The organism is Micromonospora siamensis, from assembly GCF_900090305.1.
Taxonomy (GTDB): Bacteria; Actinomycetota; Actinomycetes; order Mycobacteriales; family Micromonosporaceae; genus Micromonospora; species Micromonospora siamensis.
Genome location: NZ_LT607751.1, coordinates 28612 through 47460, shown reverse-complemented (window position 1 = coordinate 47460; position 18849 = coordinate 28612). Strand labels below are relative to the sequence as shown.

The window sequence follows — 18849 nt, the reverse complement described above, 5'->3', positions numbered from 1 at the left end:
GACGTTGGTCGCCGCCGCCGGGCGGGGGGTCCGGGGCGGGCGTTACGCTCGGCTCATGCTCCGTTCCGTCATCCTCGCCGCCTCCCGGTCATCCCAGGTCGAGCGGCTCGTCGCGACGGCCCCGTTCACCCGGGACGTCGTCCGCCGGTTCGTCGCCGGCGCCGGCACCGACGACGCGTTGCGCGCGACCCGCGAACTCGTCGCCGACGGCCAAGCGGTCACCCTCGACCACCTCGGCGAGGACACCGTCACCCCCGAGCAGGCCAACGCCACCCGGGACGAGTACCTGAAGCTGCTGCGGCTGCTCGGCGCGGCCAGCCTCACTCCCGCCGCCGAGGTGAGCGTCAAGCTCTCCGCGCTGGGGCAGATGTTCGACGAGCAACTCGCGTACGACAACGCCCGGGCGATCTGCGTGGCGGCCGACGCGGCGGGCACCACGGTCACCCTGGACATGGAGGACCACACCACCACCGACTCGACGCTGGACATCCTGGCCCGGCTGCGCAAGGACTTCCCGTCGACCGGGGCGGTGCTCCAGGCGTACCTGCGGCGGACCGAGTCGGACTGCCGGGAGCTGGCCGCGGCGGGTTCGCGGGTGCGGCTCTGCAAGGGCGCGTACAAGGAGCCGGAGTCGGTGGCCTACCAGTCCGCCCGCGAGGTGGACAAGTCGTACGTGCGCTGCCTGAACGTGCTGATGTCCGGCGACGGCTACCCGATGCTGGCCACCCACGACCCCCGGCTGATCGCGATCGGCGAGGACCGGGCCCGCTGGTTCGACCGCGGCCCGGACCGGTTCGAGTTCCAGATGCTGTACGGCATCCGCCCCGAGGAGCAGCAGCGCCTGGTGGGCGAGGGCTACACCGTGCGGACCTACGTCCCCTACGGCGACCAGTGGTACGGCTACCTGATGCGCCGGCTCGCCGAGCGCCCCGCGAACCTGGCCTTCTTCGGCCGGGCGCTGATCTCCAAGAAGTAGTCCCCCGTCGGCCTCCACCGGCCCGCTCACCGCCCTCGGCGGTGCGCGGGCCGGTCGCTTTCCCGGGTCTTGACGGCGAAGGCTAATGGCATTAGCTTTATGGCTATGACAATTAGCCAGGTGGTGCGGGACGGCGGAACGATCGCATACGAGGTGCAGGGCGAGGGGCCGCTGGTGGTCCTCGCGCACGCCATGGGGGAGTGGCGGGCCGCCTTCCGGCACCTGACGCCCCGGCTGGTGGCCGCGGGCTACCGGGTGGCCGCCGTCGACGTGCGCGGACACGGCGACTCCAGCCCGCACTGGCCCTCGTACGCCCCGGCGGAGGTGGGCGCCGACCTTCTCGCCGTGGTCCGCGACCTCGACGGCGGACCGGCCACCCTGGTCGGCAGCTCGTCCAGCGGCGCGGCCGTGGTCTTCGCCGCCGTCGAGGCGCCCGAGCTGGTCAACGGCATCGTGCAGATCGGCCCGTTCGTCGCCAAGCCGAACGGATTCCTGGTGGCGGTGCAGGATCTGGTGCTGCGCAGCCCCCGGCTGTTCGGGATGTTCCACCGCACCCGCTTCGCCGACGTCCGGCCCGCCGACGACGCGGCGTACCGCAAGGAGCTGGTCGCCCGGCTGCGCGGCCGGATGGACGCCGTGCGCGGCGTGGTCAAGCCGGTCGAGCCGCACTGGACCGATCGCTCCCGCGAGGTGCGGCGGCCGGTCCTGGTGCTGATGGGCGCCAAGGACCCCGACTTCAAGGACCCGGGCGCCGAGGCGCGGGCCGCCCGGCGGCAGTTCCCCGTCGCCGAGGCGCGCATGATCGCCGACGCCGGGCACTACCCGTACGCCGACCAGCCCGACGCCACCGCCGCCGACCTGGTCGAGTTCCTGGCGGTGACCGCCCGTGCCTAGGGCCGGCCTGACCCCGCAGGCCGTGGTCCGGTCCGCCGCCGAGCTCGCCGACGAGGTCGGGTACGACAAGCTCACCCTGGCCGCGCTGGCCGGCCGGCTCGGCGTCGCGCTGCCCAGCCTCTACAAGCACGTCAAGGGCGCGGACGCCCTCGACCAGAAGCTCGCCGCGCTCGCCGTCGGCGAACTGGCCGACGCGATGACCACGGCGGTGGCCGGCCGGGCCGGCGTGGATGCGCTGCGGGCCGTGGCCGGGGCGTGGCGGGCGTACGCCCAGCGGCACCCGGGCCGCTACCAGGCCGCCCAGCGGGTGCCCGACCCGGCCGACCCCGAGCACGTGGCGGCGGGGGAGCGGGCGCTCGCCTCGATCTACGCCATCCTGCGCGGCTACGGCCTCACCGGCGACGACGCCGTCGACGCGGCCCGGATCCTGCGCAGCGCCCTGCACGGCTTCGTCACCCTGGCGGTGGCCGGCGGCTTCGGCCTGCCGCGCGGCCTCGACCGCACCTTCGACCAGATGGTCGCCATCCTGGACACCGCCCTTCGCAACTGGCCGGAGGTGACCCGATGAAGGGTCTGCTGCTCACCGTCGCCTTCCTGGCCGAGCTGGCGATGCTCGTCGCCGCCGGCTGGTGGGGCTTCACCCTGGACGCGGGGCTGGCGGTGCGGCTGCTCGCCGGGATCGGTGCGCCGCTGCTGATCGCTGTGGTCTGGGCGGTGTTCTGCTCGCCCCGGGCGACTGTCCGGCTGCCGGCGCCCGCGAAGCTCGCGGTGCAGGCGGCGTGCTTCCTGGTGGCTGGGCTGCTGCTGGCGCTGGCCGGGCACCCGGTGCTCGCCGGCCTGCTCGTCGTGGTCTGGGCCGTCGACCGGGCGGTGCTCAGCCACGGCGGCCACCCGGCCTGACCGATGGAAGGGGGCTGGCCGCGCGTGCGCGACCAGCCCCCTTCCTCTGCCCGGCTCAGAAGATCCGGTTGTACGCCGTCCAGCCGGTGCCGATCAGCCGACCCCAGCTGTACGGTTTGCCGTTGGCACTGACGTTGATGTTGTTGCCGTAGACGTAGAGCGTGCCGTCCGGCTTCATCGCCACCAGGTCCACGTAACCGTCACCACTGACGTCTGCAGGCACGACCCTGGTGTACGTCCCCCAGCCCGAACCGATCAGGACCGGGTTGCCGAAAGGCCAGCTCGGACTGTTCACGTAGTTGTTCGGGTAGTAGTAGAGCGACCCGTCCGACTTCGTGGCGATCATGTCGACGTAGCCGTCGCCGTTGACGTCACCTGCCATGATCCGGTTGAAGACGGTCCAGCTCGTGCCGATGCTGACGCCGGAGCCGTAGAACGGGGCGTCGGAGTTGGTCGTCCATCGGTTGGGGTAATAGACCAGCGTGCCGTCAGTACGCATGCTGATGATGTCCGCGTACCCGTCGCCGTTGATGTCTCCGGCCGTGGTCTTCGGCAGCTGATCCCAGCCGGCACCCACCTGGCGTCCGTAGCCGTACGGCTTGGTCTGGTTGGTCGCCCCGGCGTTGGTGTAGAGCCAGAGGGTGCCGTCGGGCTTCGTAGCGACGATGTCGGGGTAGGTGTCCCCGCTCACGTCGGCGGTCGACACCCGGTCGAAGGCGTTCCAGCCGCTACCGATCTTGTTGCCGTAGCTGTAGGGCTGCGACCAGAGGCCCGAGTTCTGGTAGTTCCAGAGCGTGCCGTCGGTCTTGGTGGCGACGAGGTTCGCCGGTCGGACCTTGGGTGCCGGGGCGACGTTCCACGACCGCTTCCAGGTCTGCACGGAGGCCAGTTCACCGGCGAACCAACCACCGTACGCCGAGGAGCCGGTCTTGTGGCTGCCGATCCGCAGCCCGGCCGTGGCGTTCCAGCCGGTGCTGTGCGCCGCCCGTCCGGCGTTCACCCCGTTCACGTAGATGGTGATGAGGTTCGACGATTTCTGGTAGTTCGCCATGACCTGCGTCCACACGCCCACCCGGGCGCTGTTGGCACCGGCCGTCGCGGTGTCGTACGTCGGCGCGGCCACGTCGCTGCGCGGCATGGCGAAACGCCACGACTTGTCGCTGGCATCGGTGTAGAGCTTGAAGCCGGCGGTGTTCGCGCCGCTCTGTGCGAGGACAGTGCCGCCGAGCGTGGTCGGCTTGATCCAGGCCGAGACCGTGAAGTCACCGCTGGTGTCCACCACCGACGTCGCGGTGGTCAGCGTGCCGGTGCTGCCGTTGAAGACGGCGTCGGGGTCGAACTGGTCGCCGGTGCTCCAGCTGACTCCACCGCTGCCGGTGGCGTTGACCGAACCGGCGCTGTCCCGGGCCGTGGTGACGGAGCCCGTCTCCGCGTCGTTGAGCTGCCAGGCGTTGTCGGATGTGATGAGGCTCTGGGTGCTCTGGGCGGTGATCGTTCCGGTGCCGCTGGCCAGGTTGCTGACCAGGTACGGCGTGACGAGTCCTCCGGCTCCGACGGTCCACAGGTCCGCCGTGCCGTCGCTGTTGATGTCGGCGGCCCGCAGCGTGAGGTTGGCGCCCGGGTTCCAGGCGCCGAGGTTGTACGCGCTGAAGAGCAGCTGACCGTTCGTCGGGTCGGGAAGGCTGAGGCTGGTCCAGAGGTGCAAGGCCCCGGTGGTCCTGTTCCAGAGGAACATGGCGGTGCCGCCGGCGAGCTGAGCGGTGGCGACGGTCCACTGGTCCCAGGCCAGGTCACCGGCCGGGGTGGTGGTGGTCAGACGGACCGGATTGAGGTAGAGGGTCGGTGCGCCGACGTTCTGGTAGTAGGTGAGGCGGTAGCCGTGGGTGGCGTCGCCGCTGGTGCCGATCAGGTCGGGAATCGGGTTCGGGTTGCCGGCGTTGACGCCGCGACTGTCACCGGCGTTGGCCAGCTGCAACGGCGAGTTGGAGTACTCGTCGAGGAGCAGATCGCTCATCAGGCTGAACTGGTTGCCGCTGAGCTGGGCCTGGATGACGCTGCCGTCGCCGTTGGCGCGCAGCACTCCGCCGCCACCGGCGTTGGCGCCGCCGGTGTAGTAGACGAGGACGTCCTGCAGGCCGGTGCCGGTGAAGTGACCGGTCACGGCCTGGGCGTTGTTGAAGTCGGCCGGAAGATTCTGGCCGGTGACACCGTTGCCCCGGGCCCCGATGTTCGTGCCCGCCAGCGCCGTTCCGTCGGTGTTGCCGGCACCCAGCCAGAGACCGGACGGTAGCCCGTTCGTCGCACCCACCGTGAGCAGGTCGGCGGCGTCATCGCCGGTCAGGTCGGCGTCCGCCGCGGTCGTCGCCGGGTTCGAGTTGAAGGTGACGCTGGCGGTGTCGCCGAAGTTGCCGCCCGCCGAGACGCTGGTGACGGTGAGCGTGTTGGTGAACCGGGTCGGTGACACCGCCACCGTGGCGACCCCCGCGCTGTCCGCGCTGACGTCGACCGGCGGTCCCGCGTTGAGCTGGTAGACGTACCCGCTCGGGATCGTCGTGTTGGCGTTGGTGGGGTCGTTGTTCCTGCTGATCGTCAATGTCATCGGTTGTCCGATGGTGGTCGTGCCGTCAGCGATCGGCGGGACCTGAGGCGCTCCGGGTCTGGTGGGGTCGAAGCTGAAGCGGCACGGGGCGGACCAGTCGCTGGGTGTGCGGAAGTCGGTGGTCTGGACCATCCAGGAGAAGTCGATCAGAGCGCCGCCCGCGGCGGAGCGGAGCTTGTCGACGGGCACCACCAGCACGGCGGTGCTGCCGGAGGAGTAGGTGAGCAGGTTCGGGTCGGAGGAGGCGATGGCGGTCTGGGTGGCGTCGTTGCTCTTCCAGAGCTTGAAGCGGACGCCCAGGGTGCCGCCGTTGCGGTCGGAGACGGGGGCGTAGAGGGAGACGTTGCCGTCGCCGACGGTGGAGCCGCCGGTGCAGGCGGTCTTGGGGGAGGTGGTCAGGCCGGTGGGTTTGTTGGGTTTGTGGTTGTAGCGGATGGTGAGGGTGGGGCTGGTTTCGAGGAATTCTTTCCAGCTCTGGGTGTCGGTGGCTTCGTTGGCGGCGACCATCCACAGGGTGCGGGTGCCGCGTTGGTTGGTGACGTCGGTCTTGATCTGGTTGGTGATGTCGAAGGACACCGCGTCGGCGTCGCAGCCGCTGTAGCCGTAGGCGAAGCTCTTCGAGGAGATCGCGGTGCCCTTGCTGACGCCCTCCCAGTGGTTCCAGGTGGCGTTCGACGACGTCAGGGTCGTCGAGGGGCCGTAGATGTTGACGGTCTTGGCGGTGCAGGACCAGGACCGGGTGTTGGTGATTTTGAAGATGGCGTCGTAGATCTCGGCGCCGGTGAGGGTGCCGTAGGGGACGGTGAAGTTGATCAGTGTGTTGGAGCGTTGGCTGCCGGCGTTGCCGACCTGCATCCGTCCGATCGGGTCGGGGGTGTCCTTCCAGTAGTTGGTCGACTGGTGCTGGTAGGAGATGCTGGCCCAGCCGGACATCTTCTGCCCCGAGGAGCTCCAGTTGAAGGTCGGGTCGATGTAGACGGGGAAGGTGGTGGCCGCATCGGTGAGTAGTTTCCGGTCCGGGGTCAGCCGCAGCCTGCCCTTGGTGACGTTCACGCCGATGGGGGCGCTGCGGGCGGTCCGGCCCGGTGCCACCGCGGTGGAGAGCGCGCCTCGCGCGGCAGGCGCCGTCGCGGCGCTGGAGTCCCACATCCGCGGGGCCGCCGCAGTGATCGCCGGCTGCCCGGTGCGGTCCCGGCCGGTGATGTTGCCGGCCGCGTCGGCGGCCAGCGTGACGCCCTCGGTGCTGGTGGTGAGGTCCAGGGCGGCCAGCTTCGGGTTCGCCGCGGCAGTGCGGTTCTTCACCACGAAGACGTGGGAGAAGCCACCCTCGGCGGTGACCCGGACGGTCAGGTCGACCCCGGGCAGCACCTCCGGATAGGTGGCCGTCTCACCGGACAGCACCGGCGCGGGCAACGCGACGGGCAGCGAGAGCGACATGGCCCGGTCACCGCTGGTCATCTGCGCCAGCGGACCGGTGCCTCCGGCGGAGAGCCGGATCGGGTTGGTGGTGACCTGCGCGGTCACCGTGCCGTCGGCCTGGCGGACCAGGCTCGGGTCGAGTTCCTTCCACCGGCCGTCGACCAGCGTCCGGGTCGGCACCGCCGACTGGGTCAACTCGATGGTGCCGTCCGGCCGGGCCGTCAGCATGGAGGTCGACGTTCCGGCGGCGGTAGCCTCCACCGGCTTACCGGTCCGCCTCGCCTCGGTGACCGCCCGGTCCACGGTCATGGGTCCGCTTGCCTGCTTGTGCGTCCGATCCGTCGGCGCCGCGTCGACTGGCGCGGTTGACAAGGTCACTGCGGCGGTGCCGAGGAACAGGCCGGCGGCGGCCATCGAGGCGGCCATTTGTCTGCGTGTTAAGGATGGACTTGCGGACAGCATTCAGCCACTCCCCCGTGGTATCCGTCGGGCGCTGAACCGCGCCCGCTGAGCGGCCACAGTGAACCAGCCGCAGGACTCCGGTGGCAGGCCTGTCTCCGTACCGGCTTGTCCGTTTCGCGTTCAGTGCCCCCGGTATGGCATGGGGTGAAGCGTCAGATTGTTATTCTTCCGTTGCCCGAAGCCATGATGGCGGATGTGCATGGGGGTCGATCCCATCAGCGGGCGGGCGGGCAAAGTGGAAGGCATTCGACGTGACGGCACCGGGGCCGGGCCCGAGGGCCCGACCCCGGCTTCCACTCACCAGCCGTAGGAGATCTGCGTACGCACCCCCAGGGTGCCGCCCGTCGCGCCCGGATACATCCAGAGCTTGCCGGTCGAGTTCTCCCGGGTGATGATGTCCGGCTTGCCGTCCCGGTTGAAGTCGGTCAGGCCGAACGAGGTGTAGCCACCCCAACCGGCGCCGACCTGGGAGATGCCGTTCGGTGCGCCCGCGGGGAAGTCGTACAGCCTCAGGACTCCGGTGCTCGCCATCTTCGTGTACACGTCCGGCGTGGTGTCACCGACCACGTTGGCGATGCCGAAGGTGGTGAAGTCGGTGGACCAGCCGGTGCCGAGCTTGACCCTCGTGCCCTTGCCGCCCGCGAGGTCGCCCGGGTAGTTCCACATCTCACCGGCCGCGTTCGCGGTGATGATGTCCTGGAAGCCGTCCCGGTTCCAGTCGGCCACCCCGAAGGGGCGGTAACCGCACCACCCGACACCCAGCATCGTGGGCGTCGGACTCAGGTCGTCCGCGGTGCCGGGGAAGACCTGCAGGTCGCAGGAGGTGTTGTCGAGGACGACCAGGTCCTGGTAGCCGTCGTGGTTCATGTCCGCGGCCCCGAACGGCGTGAACTGGTTCCAGCCGGTGGAGACCAAGCGCGGCGCCCACAGCTGGTTGTCCGGCGGGATGATGTCCCCCGGCCGGAAGATGCGCTTGCGCTGCTTCCACAGGTTGCCGCTGCTGTCGGTGGTGTAGATGTCGGTCTGCGCGGTGCCGGTGCCCGGGGGCGTCCAGGTGGTGGCAGCGACCGGGGTCAGGCTCCCGGTCCTGCTGTTGCTCGCACCGATCTGGGTCGGCGTCAGCGCCCGCTTCCACACCTGCAGGTTGCTGAGCATGCCGGCGTAGTGGGCGGTCGGCGCCTTCTGGTAGAGGTACCGGCCCACCACGAACTTGCCGGTGGTCGGCCAGGTGGGCGTGGCGGTGTACTGGGTGCTGCCCTTGAGGGTGCCGTTGACGTAGAGCGAGATCGTCCGGGTCTCGGCGTTGTAGGTCGCCACCAGGTGCGTCCACACGCCCAGCGCCGTGCCGGCCGGCGTCACGACCTGGGTGTACGACCAACCGCTGTCGGTGTTGCCCAGGCCGAAGCGCCAGGTGTTGTCGCTCGCGTTGTTCCAGAGCAGGAAGCGCGACGCGTCGGCGCCGTCCTCGCTGGCGATGACCCCGCCGGCGGCGGTCGGCTTGGCCCAGACCGAGATCGTGAACGACTTGGTGGTGTCGATCAACCGCTCACCGACCGACAGGGCGCCCTTCTTCGAGACGTCCACCACGGTGCCGGTGTCGTCGGTATTCATGATCACTACGGGGTCGAAGAGGTCGCCACCCCGCCAGCTCACGTTCCCACCCTCGACCGAGAGCGACTTCCCGCCGGAGAGGTCCTTGGCGGTGATCACCGGGCCGTCCGCCTGGTCGTCCAGCTGCCAGGTGTGGTCCGAGGTGATCAGCGTCTGCCGGGGCTGGGCGGTGATGGTGGCGGTGGTGGGCTGGAGGTTCCCGACCAGCCAGGCCGTGGTGACCGCGCCGGCGCCGACGGTCCAGAGGTCCGGCGTACCGTCGCCGTCGATGTCGCCGGCACGCAGCGACAGCGACGCGCCCGTGTTCCAACCCGAGGCGGCGAGGACCCGCGCGGAAGCGTACGCCAGTTGGCCGGTGTCCTGGTTGTAGAAGAGATCGGACCAGAGGTGCAACGCTCCGGTGTTCCGGTTCCACAGGAACATCGCCGTACCCGTGCTCGTCTGCGCGGTGGCGACGGTCCAGTTGTTCCAGTCGGTGCCGCCGGTCGGCGTCGTCGCCCCGGTCGACACGGCGCCGAAGAACTGTCCCGGCACCCCCCAGCTCGGGTAGTAGGTGAGCTGGTAGCCGTTGGTGGCGTCGCCGCTGGTGCCGATCAGGTCGGGGTAGGCGGACGAGCCGAGATGCCGGCCGTCCCCGGCGCTGGCGAGCTGGATCGGTGGCCGGCCGAACTCGTCGAGCAGGAAGCTCGGCTCGATGCTGTACTGCACTCCGCTGCGGTCGGCCATCAGCACCGATCCGTCGCCGTTGCCGGCGAGTACGCCCGCGCCGCCCGCGTTGGCACCTGCGGGGTAGTAGACCAGTACGTCCTGGAAGCTGCCGCCGGTGAAGCGCCCGGTGAGCACCTGTCCGCCGTCGAAGTCGGCCGGGCTGTTCTGGCCGGTGACGCCGTTGCCCCGGCTTCCCATGTTGGTGATGCCGGGGTTGACGCTGGCCTCGCCGGTGTTCTCGGCCAGCCACAGTCCGGCCTTCAGGTTGTTGGTCGAGCCGACGGTCAGCAGGTCGGCCTTTCCGTCGCCGGTGAGGTCACCGTCGGCGGCCGGCACGGCAGGGGGAATGGCGTTGAACTCGAGCACGTCGGTCTCGCCGAAGTTCTTGCCCGCCGCGGTGACACTGGTGACCGACAGCGTGTTGGTGAAGCGGGTGGGGGTCACCTGGAAACTGGCGTTCCCGTTCACGTCCGCGGTCACGCCCACCGGCGGTGCCGCGTTCAGCTGGTACACGTAGTTGGCCGGCTTGGTCCCCGTGGCCGGCGGCGCGACCGAGATGGTCACCGGCGTGCCGATGGTGGCCGGGCCGGTGACCGGAGCGATCTTCGGCGGTCCGGCGCGGGTGGCGTCGAAGGTGAACTTGCAGGTGACCGACCAGGCGCTGGTGGCGCGGAAGTCCGTCGACTGCACCTTCCAGGCGAAGGTGGTCGGGACCCCGTTGCTGGTGCTGGTGACGCCGGCGGCCGCGGCGAGGGTCGCCTGCGGCACGATGTACACCGCGGTGGACCCCGACGAGTACGTCAACAGGCTCGGGTTCGTGGATGCGATCGCCGTCTGGGTGGCGTCGCTGGCCTTCCACACCTTGAAGGTGACACCGAGGGTGCCCCGGTTCGGGTCGGAGACCGGGGCGTACAGGGAGACGGCGGTGTCACCGACGATCGTCGGGGTGACCGCGGTGCAGGACGTCGCCGGGCTCGTCTTCAAGCCGGTGGGCGCGGCCGGCGGGTGGTTGTAGCGGATGGTCAGGGTGGGGCTGGTCTCCAGGAACTCCTTCCAGCTCTGAGTGTCGCTGGCCTCGTTGGCGGCGACCATCCACAGCGTGCGGGTGCTGCGATTGGCACCGACATCGGCCCGGATCTGACCGGTGATGTCGAAGGAGGCGCCTGCGGCGGGGCAGCCGCTGTAGCCGTAGGCGAAGCTCGCCGAGGCGGCTGCGGTGCCCTTCGCGACACCCGCCCAGGCGTTCCAGAACGCGTTGGTCTGGCTCAGCGTGGAGCCGGGTGCATAGACGTTCACCGTCTTCGCGGTGCAGCTCCACGACCTGGTGTTCGTGATCTTGAAGATCGCGTCGTAGATCTCCGCGCCCTTCAGGGTGCTCACCGGAACCGCGAAGTTGATCAAAGTGTTGGAGCGCTGGTCACCGGAGTTGCCGACCTGCATCCGCCCGATCAGGTCCGGGGTGTCCCGCCAGTAGTTCGTGCTCGGGTGCTGGTAGGAGAGGGTGGCCCAGCCGCCCATGCTCGAACCGACCGGGGTCCAGGTGAAAGTCGGGTCGATGTAGACCGGGTACGCCGTCCGCTGATCCCCGAGCATCTTCCGGTCCGGGGCCAACCGCAGCTTGCCCTTGGTGACGCTCACGCCGATCCGAGCGGTCCGCGCGCCACGGCCCGGCGCGGAGGGGCTGGACACGGCCGCACGCTGCGAGAGCTCGGTCCCGTCACCGGCCGGCGCGGTGGAGTCCCACATCGCCGGCGCGGGGGCGGCGATGGCGGTGCGCCCGAAGCGGTCCCGCCCGGCGATGTTGCCGGCGGCGTCGGTGCCGAGCGTGATGCCTCTGGTGCTGGTGGTGAGGTCGAGAGAGGCGAGTCTGGGATCGGCGGCCGCGGTGCGGTTCTTGACCACGAAGACGTGCGAGAAGGCGCCCTCGGCGCTGACCCGCACGGTGAGGTCGACACCGGGCAGCACCTCGGCGTAGGTGGCGGTGGGCCCGGAGAGCGTCGGCGCGGGCAGGGTCAGCGGGGCGGTGACGGCCAGGGCCCGGTCACCGCTCGTCATCTCGGCCAGCGGTCCGGTGCCGCCCGGGGAGACCTCGACCGGGTTGGTGGTGACCGCCGCGGTGATGCTGCCATCGGCGTGCCGTACCAGGGTCGGGTCGAGGTTCTTCCACTGGCCGTCGACCCGGGTGCGGGTCGGTACGGCCGACTGGGTCAGCTCGACGGTGCCGTCCGGCTGGGCGGTGAACGTCGAGGTTGAGGTACGCGCGGCAACTGCCTCGACCGGCTTGCCGCTCTTGTGCGCCTGGCTCAGGGCCTGGTCGACGGTGAGCGGGGCGGCGGTGGTCGGCACCGGCTTGGCCGGTGCGGCGAGAGCCTGCGCGGTGGGCAGGGCTGTGGTCGCCCCGGCGAGGAAGAGGCTGGTCACGGCACTTGCCGCGACGAGTCTTCCCCCTCTCGTTCTCGACGACTGGTTTTTGGGCATGAAGAGGCTCTCCCCCGTGTACGCGTCCGATGGACGCCCTGTGCGCCCGGTGGGCGGCCACAGTAGATCAGCCGTGGACGCCCTGGGGAATAGCGCCGGTGACCGACGGTCGTCCCTTTCGCACGCTGTGTCCTCAGAACACGCAATCCCTCGACGGGTGATCGTTACCAGTCCGTGACCTTCAATGTGGACGGACGTGAAAGATTGATCGCGCCACGGGGGTGCGCGACCTGTCACCCTGCGTGGCTTCAGTCACTCCTGCAGAGGTGAGGTTCGATGGACGGACACGGGGGCTCGCGAAAGCTGAGCCGTCCCAGACGAACCGCCGCGATGATCGCGGCGGCGTCACTGGTAGCGGGGCTGTTGCCGGGCACACCGGCGTCGGCGAAGCCGAGCGGTGACAGGTTGGCCAAGGCGCCGGCGGTGTCGCCGGGACGTTCGGTCAAGGGCGTGAAGCCCCTGCCGACGAGGTTCATCACGCCACCGGATGACGCGAAGTCGACCTTCCGGCCCACGCGCACCGCGTGGCCGAAGGCTGCATCGACCCAGCTCAACCTGGTGACCGTCGCAAACGCGCGGCCGTCGACGGCGGGCAGGGCGCGGGCGACGGGTTCGCCGGTCTGGGCGCAGCCGGTCGCGGCCGCGAAGGGCCGGACGGCCGGACCGGGCAGGCTGGCCGTTGCTGTCGCGGACCGGCGCGCGGCGGAGGCGGCCGGGGTCGACGGTGTGCTGCTGTCGGTGACACCCGACGTGGCGTCGGGCACGGTACGGGTAGGGGTGGACTACGAGTCGTTCGCCGAGGCGTACGGCGGTAACTACGGGTCGCGGTTGCGGTTGGTGAAGCTGCCGGCCTGTGCGGTGAGCACGCCGTCGCTGGCCGCCTGCCGCACCGTGACGCCGTTGGCGTCGACGAACGATCCGGCGGCGCGGACGGTGTCGGCCGAGGTGCCGATGGCCTCCTCGCAGGCAGGTGGCACGCTCGCGGCGAGCGCGATGACTGTGCTGGCGGTCACGGCGACCGCCGCCGAGGGCGGTGCCCCGGGTGGTACCTACGGGGCGACGGATCTGAAGCCGTCCGGTTCGTGGACCGGTGGGGAGAGCACGGGTTCGTTCACGTATTCGTATCCGGTGACGGTGCCGCCGGCGGCGTCGGACCTGGTGCCGACGGTGGCGCTCTCCTACGACTCGGGCAGTGTCGATGGCCAGACGGCTTCGACGAACGCCCAGTCCTCCTGGATCGGCGACGGCTGGTCCACGCCGCGCTCGTACGTCGAGCAGAGTTTCGCCTCCTGCCGGGACGACCCGGGTGGCAGTCCGTCACCGGTGAAGTCCTACGACAACTGTTACGACGGCCCGATCCTGACGTTGTCTCTCAACGGCTCCTCGACTTCTCTCGTCTGGGACGCGACGAAGAAGGTGTGGGAGCCGGAGTCGGACAACGGTGAGGTTGTCACGCGGGTGACGAACTCGGGTAACGGTTCGGGGACCTACAACACCGACTACTGGCGGGTCGTCCTTCGGGATGGCACGACGTATGAGTTCGGGCGTAACCGGTTGCCGGGTTGGGTGTCGGGCAAGGCGGAGACGAAGTCGGTGGACTCGGTGCCGGTGTACTCGCCGCATGCGGGGGATCCGTGTTACAACTCGGCGGGGTTCTCGTCGTCGGTGTGCACGATGGCGTATCGGTGGAACCTGGACTACGTGTATGACACGCACGGTAACGCGATGTCGTACTACTACAAGCAGGACACGAACTTCTACGGCCGCAACATGGGTGCCACGGATGTGTCGTACGTGCGCGACAGTTATCTGTCGCGGATCGATTACGGGTTCACCGATGGTAACGCGTATGGGACGCCGCCGAACCGGGTGGTGTTCACCACCGGGGACCGGTGTCTGTCGGGGACGTGTCAGCCGTTGAACGCGGCGAACAAGGCGAACTGGCCGGATGTGCCGTTCGACCTGGTCTGCGCGTCGGGGGTGAACTGTGACGACTTCAGTCCGTCGTTCTTCTCCACGGTGCGGCTGACCGGTATCGAGGCGCAGCAGTACAACACGGCCACCTCGGCGTACGAGAAGGTCGATTCGTACGCCCTGGCCCATACGATGCCGGCCACGGGGGATGGGACGTCGCCGACGTTGTGGTTGTCGTCGGTGACGCGCACCGGGCACGACACGAGCGCGGGTGGGTCGACGTCGGCGATCACGTTGCCGTCGGTGTCGTTCACCGGGGTGAAGTTGGCCAACCGGGTGGATGTCACCGGTGGTCTGCCGAACTTCTACCGGCAGCGGATCGCGACGATCACCACGGAGACCGGGTCGGTGATCTCGCCCAGCTACGAGCTGCCGGTGCCGTGTGCGGCGCCGGTGACCACGGATCCGGCGACGAACACGAAGTCGTGTTACCCGGTGTTCTGGACCCCGGACGGCTATGTGAACCCGACGAAGGACTGGTTCAACAAGTGGGCGGTCACCCGGGTGACCTCCACCGACCCGACCGGCGGGGCGGCGGCATTGTCGACCAGCTACAAGTACCTCGGCGGCGCGGCGTGGCACTACGACGACAACGAGGTGGTCAAGGCCAAGTACCGCACCTACGGGCAGTTCCGCGGCTACGCCAAGGTCCAGACCTTCACCGGTGACGGCGTCAACGATCGCCGTACGCAGTCCGAGGTCGCCTACTACCGGGGCATGTCGAAGAACAACAACACCACCGTGGTCAACCTGACCGACTCCGCCGGCGGCACCCACGAGGACGCCGACGAGTTGGCCGGGCAGGAACTGGAGACCACCGACTACCTCGGCGAGGGAGGGCGGGTCGATTCCTCCACGATCACCTCGTACTGGATTTCGGCCGCGACGGCGACCCGCGCACGGAGCGGATTGTCGGCGTTGACGTCGCAGTGGGTGGCGCCGGTCAAGACGTACACGCGGCAGGCGGTCACCAGCAGCGGTACCACGACCTGGCGGTACACGGCGACGGAGAACAGCTACGACGCCACCACCACCAGCGCCACCTTCGGCCTGCTCAAGAACACCTACAATTACACCGTCCCACTCGACCCTGCCTATGCGGAATGCGCCACCAATACGTACGCGCCGGTCAACGCCGGTAAGAACCTCGTCGGTCTGGTCAGCCAGACCGAAACGGTGTCGGTGGCCTGCGGCGGCTTCACTCAGGGCACCCCGGCCTCCGTGCCGGGCAGCCTCAACACCCTGACCGCGCCGGCAACCGTGAACCGGCCCGCGCAGGTCGTCAAGGCCGAGCGGAACTTCTACGACGACACCACCTTCGCCACCACGTTCCCGCAGGCCGCCGCCCCCACCAAGGGCGACGTCACTATGGAGCAGACCGCTAAGGACTACAGCTCGGGATATGTCTGGCAGACCGACAAGAGGTCTCTCTACGACTCCGTCGGTCGGGTCACTGATTCCTACGACGGCCGGGGCGGCCTGACCAAGATGGCCTACACCTCGAACGGCGTTAACCTCGTGACAGGGACCGCCACCACGAATGCGCTGTCTCAGGTAGTGACGGTAGCGCTAAATCCTAGGCGTGGTATGCCGCTCGTCACGACCGACGCCAACTCGGTCGTCAAGCGGGAGCAGTACGACGCTCTGGGCCGCAGCACTGCTGTCTGGATGAACAACCGAGCCACCACCAGTCCGGCGAACCAGAAGTTCACGTACACCATCTCGAAGACCGGGGTCAGCGCGGTCACCACGGAGAAGCTGAACAACTCCAACGGCTACCAGACGTCTGTCACGCTGTACGATGCGTTGCTGCGTAGCCGGCAAACGCAGTCGGTCACCCCGCAGGGCGGCCGACTGATCACCGACACGTTCTATGACACGCGCGGTTGGACGCGGGCGTCGTACAACGGGTGGTGGGACGATGCGACGACGCCGACGGTTTCCACTCCAGTGTCGGCGACTGATCTGGGTAAGCAGGTCCCGAACCAGACGTTCACCACCTATGACGGTCTCGGCCGTGCGGTGATCGTGGAGGCGGCGAAGAACGGCGTGACCGTCTCCAAGACCACCACGGTGTACGGCGGCGACCGGAGCACCGTCGTTCCGCCTGCCGGTGGCATCGTCACCACGAAGGTGCTCGATGTGCTCGATCAGGACATCGAGCTGCAGGAGTACTCGGTGCGACCGACGGTGACCACGCCGGCGGACACCTTTACCGGAACGTTCACGGTCTCCGGTGGTACCGCTGTGGTGAGTAAGTACGGGTACGACGCCCACGGCAACCAGGCGACCCTGACTGATGGCAAGAACAATGTGTGGACGTCGACGTACAACCTGTTGGGTCAGGTGGTGGGTAAGTCGGACCCGGACGCTGGCAGCAGTTCGATGGTGTACGACGCCAATGGCAACCTGGTGCAGACCACCGATGGTCGGGGCAGGACCCTGTCCTACACGTATGACGCGTTGGACCGCAAGATCGGGGAGTTCGCCTCGACGGTGGCTGGTCAGTCGGCGGCGAATCAGCGGGCGGCGTGGGTGTATGACAACAGCAACGCGGTGGCCGGGGTGACGAACCCCGTGGGTGAGCTGACCACGACGGTCGCGTACCGGGGTGGTCAGGCGTTCACGACGCAGCAGAAGGCGTTCGATGTCTTCGGTAACTCGCTGGGTGTGACGGTGACGATTCCGGCGACCGAGGGGAGTCTGGGTGGGTCGTATGTGTTCGGGCACACCTACACCTCGGTGTTGGGGTTGCCGTTGACCGACACGTATCCGGCCAAGGGCAGCCTGGCGTCGGAGACGGTGTTGCACGGCTACTCCGGGGTGCTGGACCTGCCGACCACCCTGGCGGGGGCGAACGCCTACAGCAGTGGTGTCACCTACGACGCGTGGGGCCGGGTGAACCAGCAGACCATCGGTAGCGTCAGCAGCGCCGCGTACGTCACCAACACCTACGACATCCACAACGGCCGGTTGACCAATCAGCTGATCACCCGCTCCACCACGACCCCGACCATGGTCGACGAGCAGCAGTACCAGTACGACCTGGCCGGGAACGTCACCCGGAAGATCAGCAAGCGGTACGGGGCCACCACACCGGCGGAGACCCAGTGCTACGGCTACGACGGTCTCGCCCGCCTCACCGAGGCGTGGACGGCCACCGACAACTGCACCACCACCCCCACCGACGCCAACAAGAGCATGGTCGGCAACAGCATCGGCGCCGGTAGCGCCTACTGGACCAGCTGGTCCATCGACGTCATCGGCAACCGCACCCAGCAGACCGACCACGGCCTCGGCGCCGCCGCGAACAAGATCACCGACTACACCTACAACGGCAACGGCCAGGCCAAGCCCCACACCCTGACCTCCACCACCACCAAGGTCGGCACCACCACCACCGCCACCGGCGCCTACACCTACGACGCCGCCGGCAACACCTCCGGCCGTAACGCCGCCCAGGGCAACCAGACCCTGACCTGGGACGACGCCGGGAAACTCACCGACGTCACCGGCGGCACCAGCGGCACCAACACCTTCATCTACGACGCCGACGGCAACCTGTTCCTCCAGAAGGAACCGGGTAAGAACACCCTCTACCTTCCCGGACAACAACTCACCCTCAACACCACCACCACCGTCATCGACGGTGACCGCTACTACGACCTGCCCGGCGGCGGCACCTGCATCCGCTCCGGCACCGGCACCGCCTACACCTTCGCCCTCGCCGACAACCAGGGCACCCCAACGCTCTACCTCGACAACACCGCCCAGAACCCCACCTGGCGGCAATACACCCCCTACGGAGGACCACGCGGCGCCACCATCACCCCACCCGACAACCGCGGCTTCCTCAACAAACCGACCAGCCCCACCGGCCTGACCGTCGTCGGCGCCCGCGCCTACGACCCGGCCATCGGCAAGTTCGCTTCGGTGGATCCAGTGATCGACGCCGGCGACCCACAACAGTGGAGCGCCTATGCGTACGCCAACAACACCCCGGTCACTAGCAGCGATCCCACCGGCCTGATCCCCGAGGACTGCCGCCACTTCGACTGCTACGGCTACGATCCGCGACCCCTGAAGAAGGGCGACGGCCGAGGCGCCGGCGGCTGCCCCGGCGGCTGCGGCACCAAGAAAAACAAGGACTGGGGGCGGAAGCATCACCGTTCGTCAACTGCCTCTCGTCGACAGACCCACAAGCACAAGCTGCGTAGCGTGAACCGCACCAACGCAACCCAGTTGGCTGACTTGTTCCTCGGTGGGACTGGCGGCAGCTACAAGTTCCAGGACGGCGACTACTTCGCCGAGCAGATGCGGAAGGATCCGTACCTGCGTAAGGCTGAATATCAGATTGCCAACGAGGTGGTGCTCGGTCAGCGCGATGGCCAGATGCGAAAGAGCCTGGGCGCCTGGGACGAGTTCTGGTACGCGGCGAAGCATGACCCGAAGAACGTGTGGGCCTACCTCAATCGGGAGCCTGCAGACAATCTGGAGGTCACTTTCATGGGCTCCTACTCGGTCAACTGGGAGGTGACCGATGACTCGAATGACGGCACCGTGGCCGTGAAGCTTGTCCTGAAGAACAAGACGACGGTGAAGTCCGGAACTCGTATTCCTGGGGCGGGCTACCTTCCGGGATACGACCGCCTTGTGGGTGAGCCAGTCCAGCGCAGGTTCGAGGGCAGGTTCCCCACCCAGTCGCAGACCGTTACCCTGAACGTCAGAATCAAGATCGGCTCACTGCCGCATCCGGGCCCGATCTGCAGGAATGCCATTTCGGGCAACGGTGGATGCTGACCGTCGAGCCCGTTAGCTAGGAGAGGTC

General features: G+C 68.6%; 7 protein-coding genes. 5 read left to right on the top strand and 2 right to left on the bottom strand.

All coding sequences use genetic code 11. The annotated features are described in order from the left end of the window. The first annotated feature begins 55 nt into the window (after positions 1 to 55). The 4 genes from GA0074704_RS00160 (at position 56) to GA0074704_RS00145 (ending at position 2770) form a co-directional block, all read left to right on the top strand. Positions 56 to 976, top strand: a complete 921-nt coding sequence (locus GA0074704_RS00160; protein WP_088973344.1) for a proline dehydrogenase family protein — start codon at positions 56 to 58, stop codon at positions 974 to 976. 105 nt (positions 977 to 1081) lie between these two features. Further along, the gene (locus GA0074704_RS00155) at positions 1082 to 1870 is read left to right on the top strand and encodes an alpha/beta fold hydrolase (RefSeq protein ID WP_088968603.1); all 789 of its coding nucleotides are present in this window, start codon (positions 1082 to 1084) and stop codon (positions 1868 to 1870) included. Then, a complete protein-coding gene (locus GA0074704_RS00150) occupies positions 1863 to 2438 on the top strand; it encodes a TetR/AcrR family transcriptional regulator (RefSeq protein WP_088968602.1) in 576 nt (191 codons plus the stop codon). The genes GA0074704_RS00155 and GA0074704_RS00150 overlap by 8 nt, the downstream gene beginning before the upstream one ends. Then, positions 2435 to 2770 carry a YrdB family protein gene (locus tag GA0074704_RS00145; protein ID WP_088968601.1) on the top strand — a complete coding sequence of 112 codons (336 nt, stop codon included), beginning with the start codon at positions 2435 to 2437 and terminating at the stop codon, positions 2768 to 2770. The genes GA0074704_RS00150 and GA0074704_RS00145 overlap by 4 nt, the downstream gene beginning before the upstream one ends. Positions 2771 to 2825: 55 nt before the next feature. Here GA0074704_RS00145 and GA0074704_RS00140 read toward each other — a convergent pair whose 3' ends face one another. Continuing rightward, complete coding sequence (locus GA0074704_RS00140) at positions 2826 to 7097, bottom strand: LamG-like jellyroll fold domain-containing protein (RefSeq protein ID WP_088968600.1); 4272 nt, start codon at positions 7095 to 7097, stop codon at positions 2826 to 2828. Positions 7098 to 7547: 450 nt separating this feature from the next. Then, positions 7548 to 11990, bottom strand: coding sequence for a LamG-like jellyroll fold domain-containing protein (locus GA0074704_RS00135; RefSeq protein WP_088968599.1), 4443 nt, complete (start codon positions 11988 to 11990; stop codon positions 7548 to 7550). Positions 11991 to 12323: 333 nt separating this feature from the next. Here GA0074704_RS00135 and GA0074704_RS29605 point away from each other — a divergent pair, with 333 nt between their 5' ends. Then, the gene (locus GA0074704_RS29605; RefSeq protein ID WP_088968598.1) at positions 12324 to 18821 is read left to right on the top strand and encodes an RHS repeat-associated core domain-containing protein; all 6498 of its coding nucleotides are present in this window, start codon (positions 12324 to 12326) and stop codon (positions 18819 to 18821) included. Positions 18822 to 18849 lie beyond the last annotated feature (28 nt).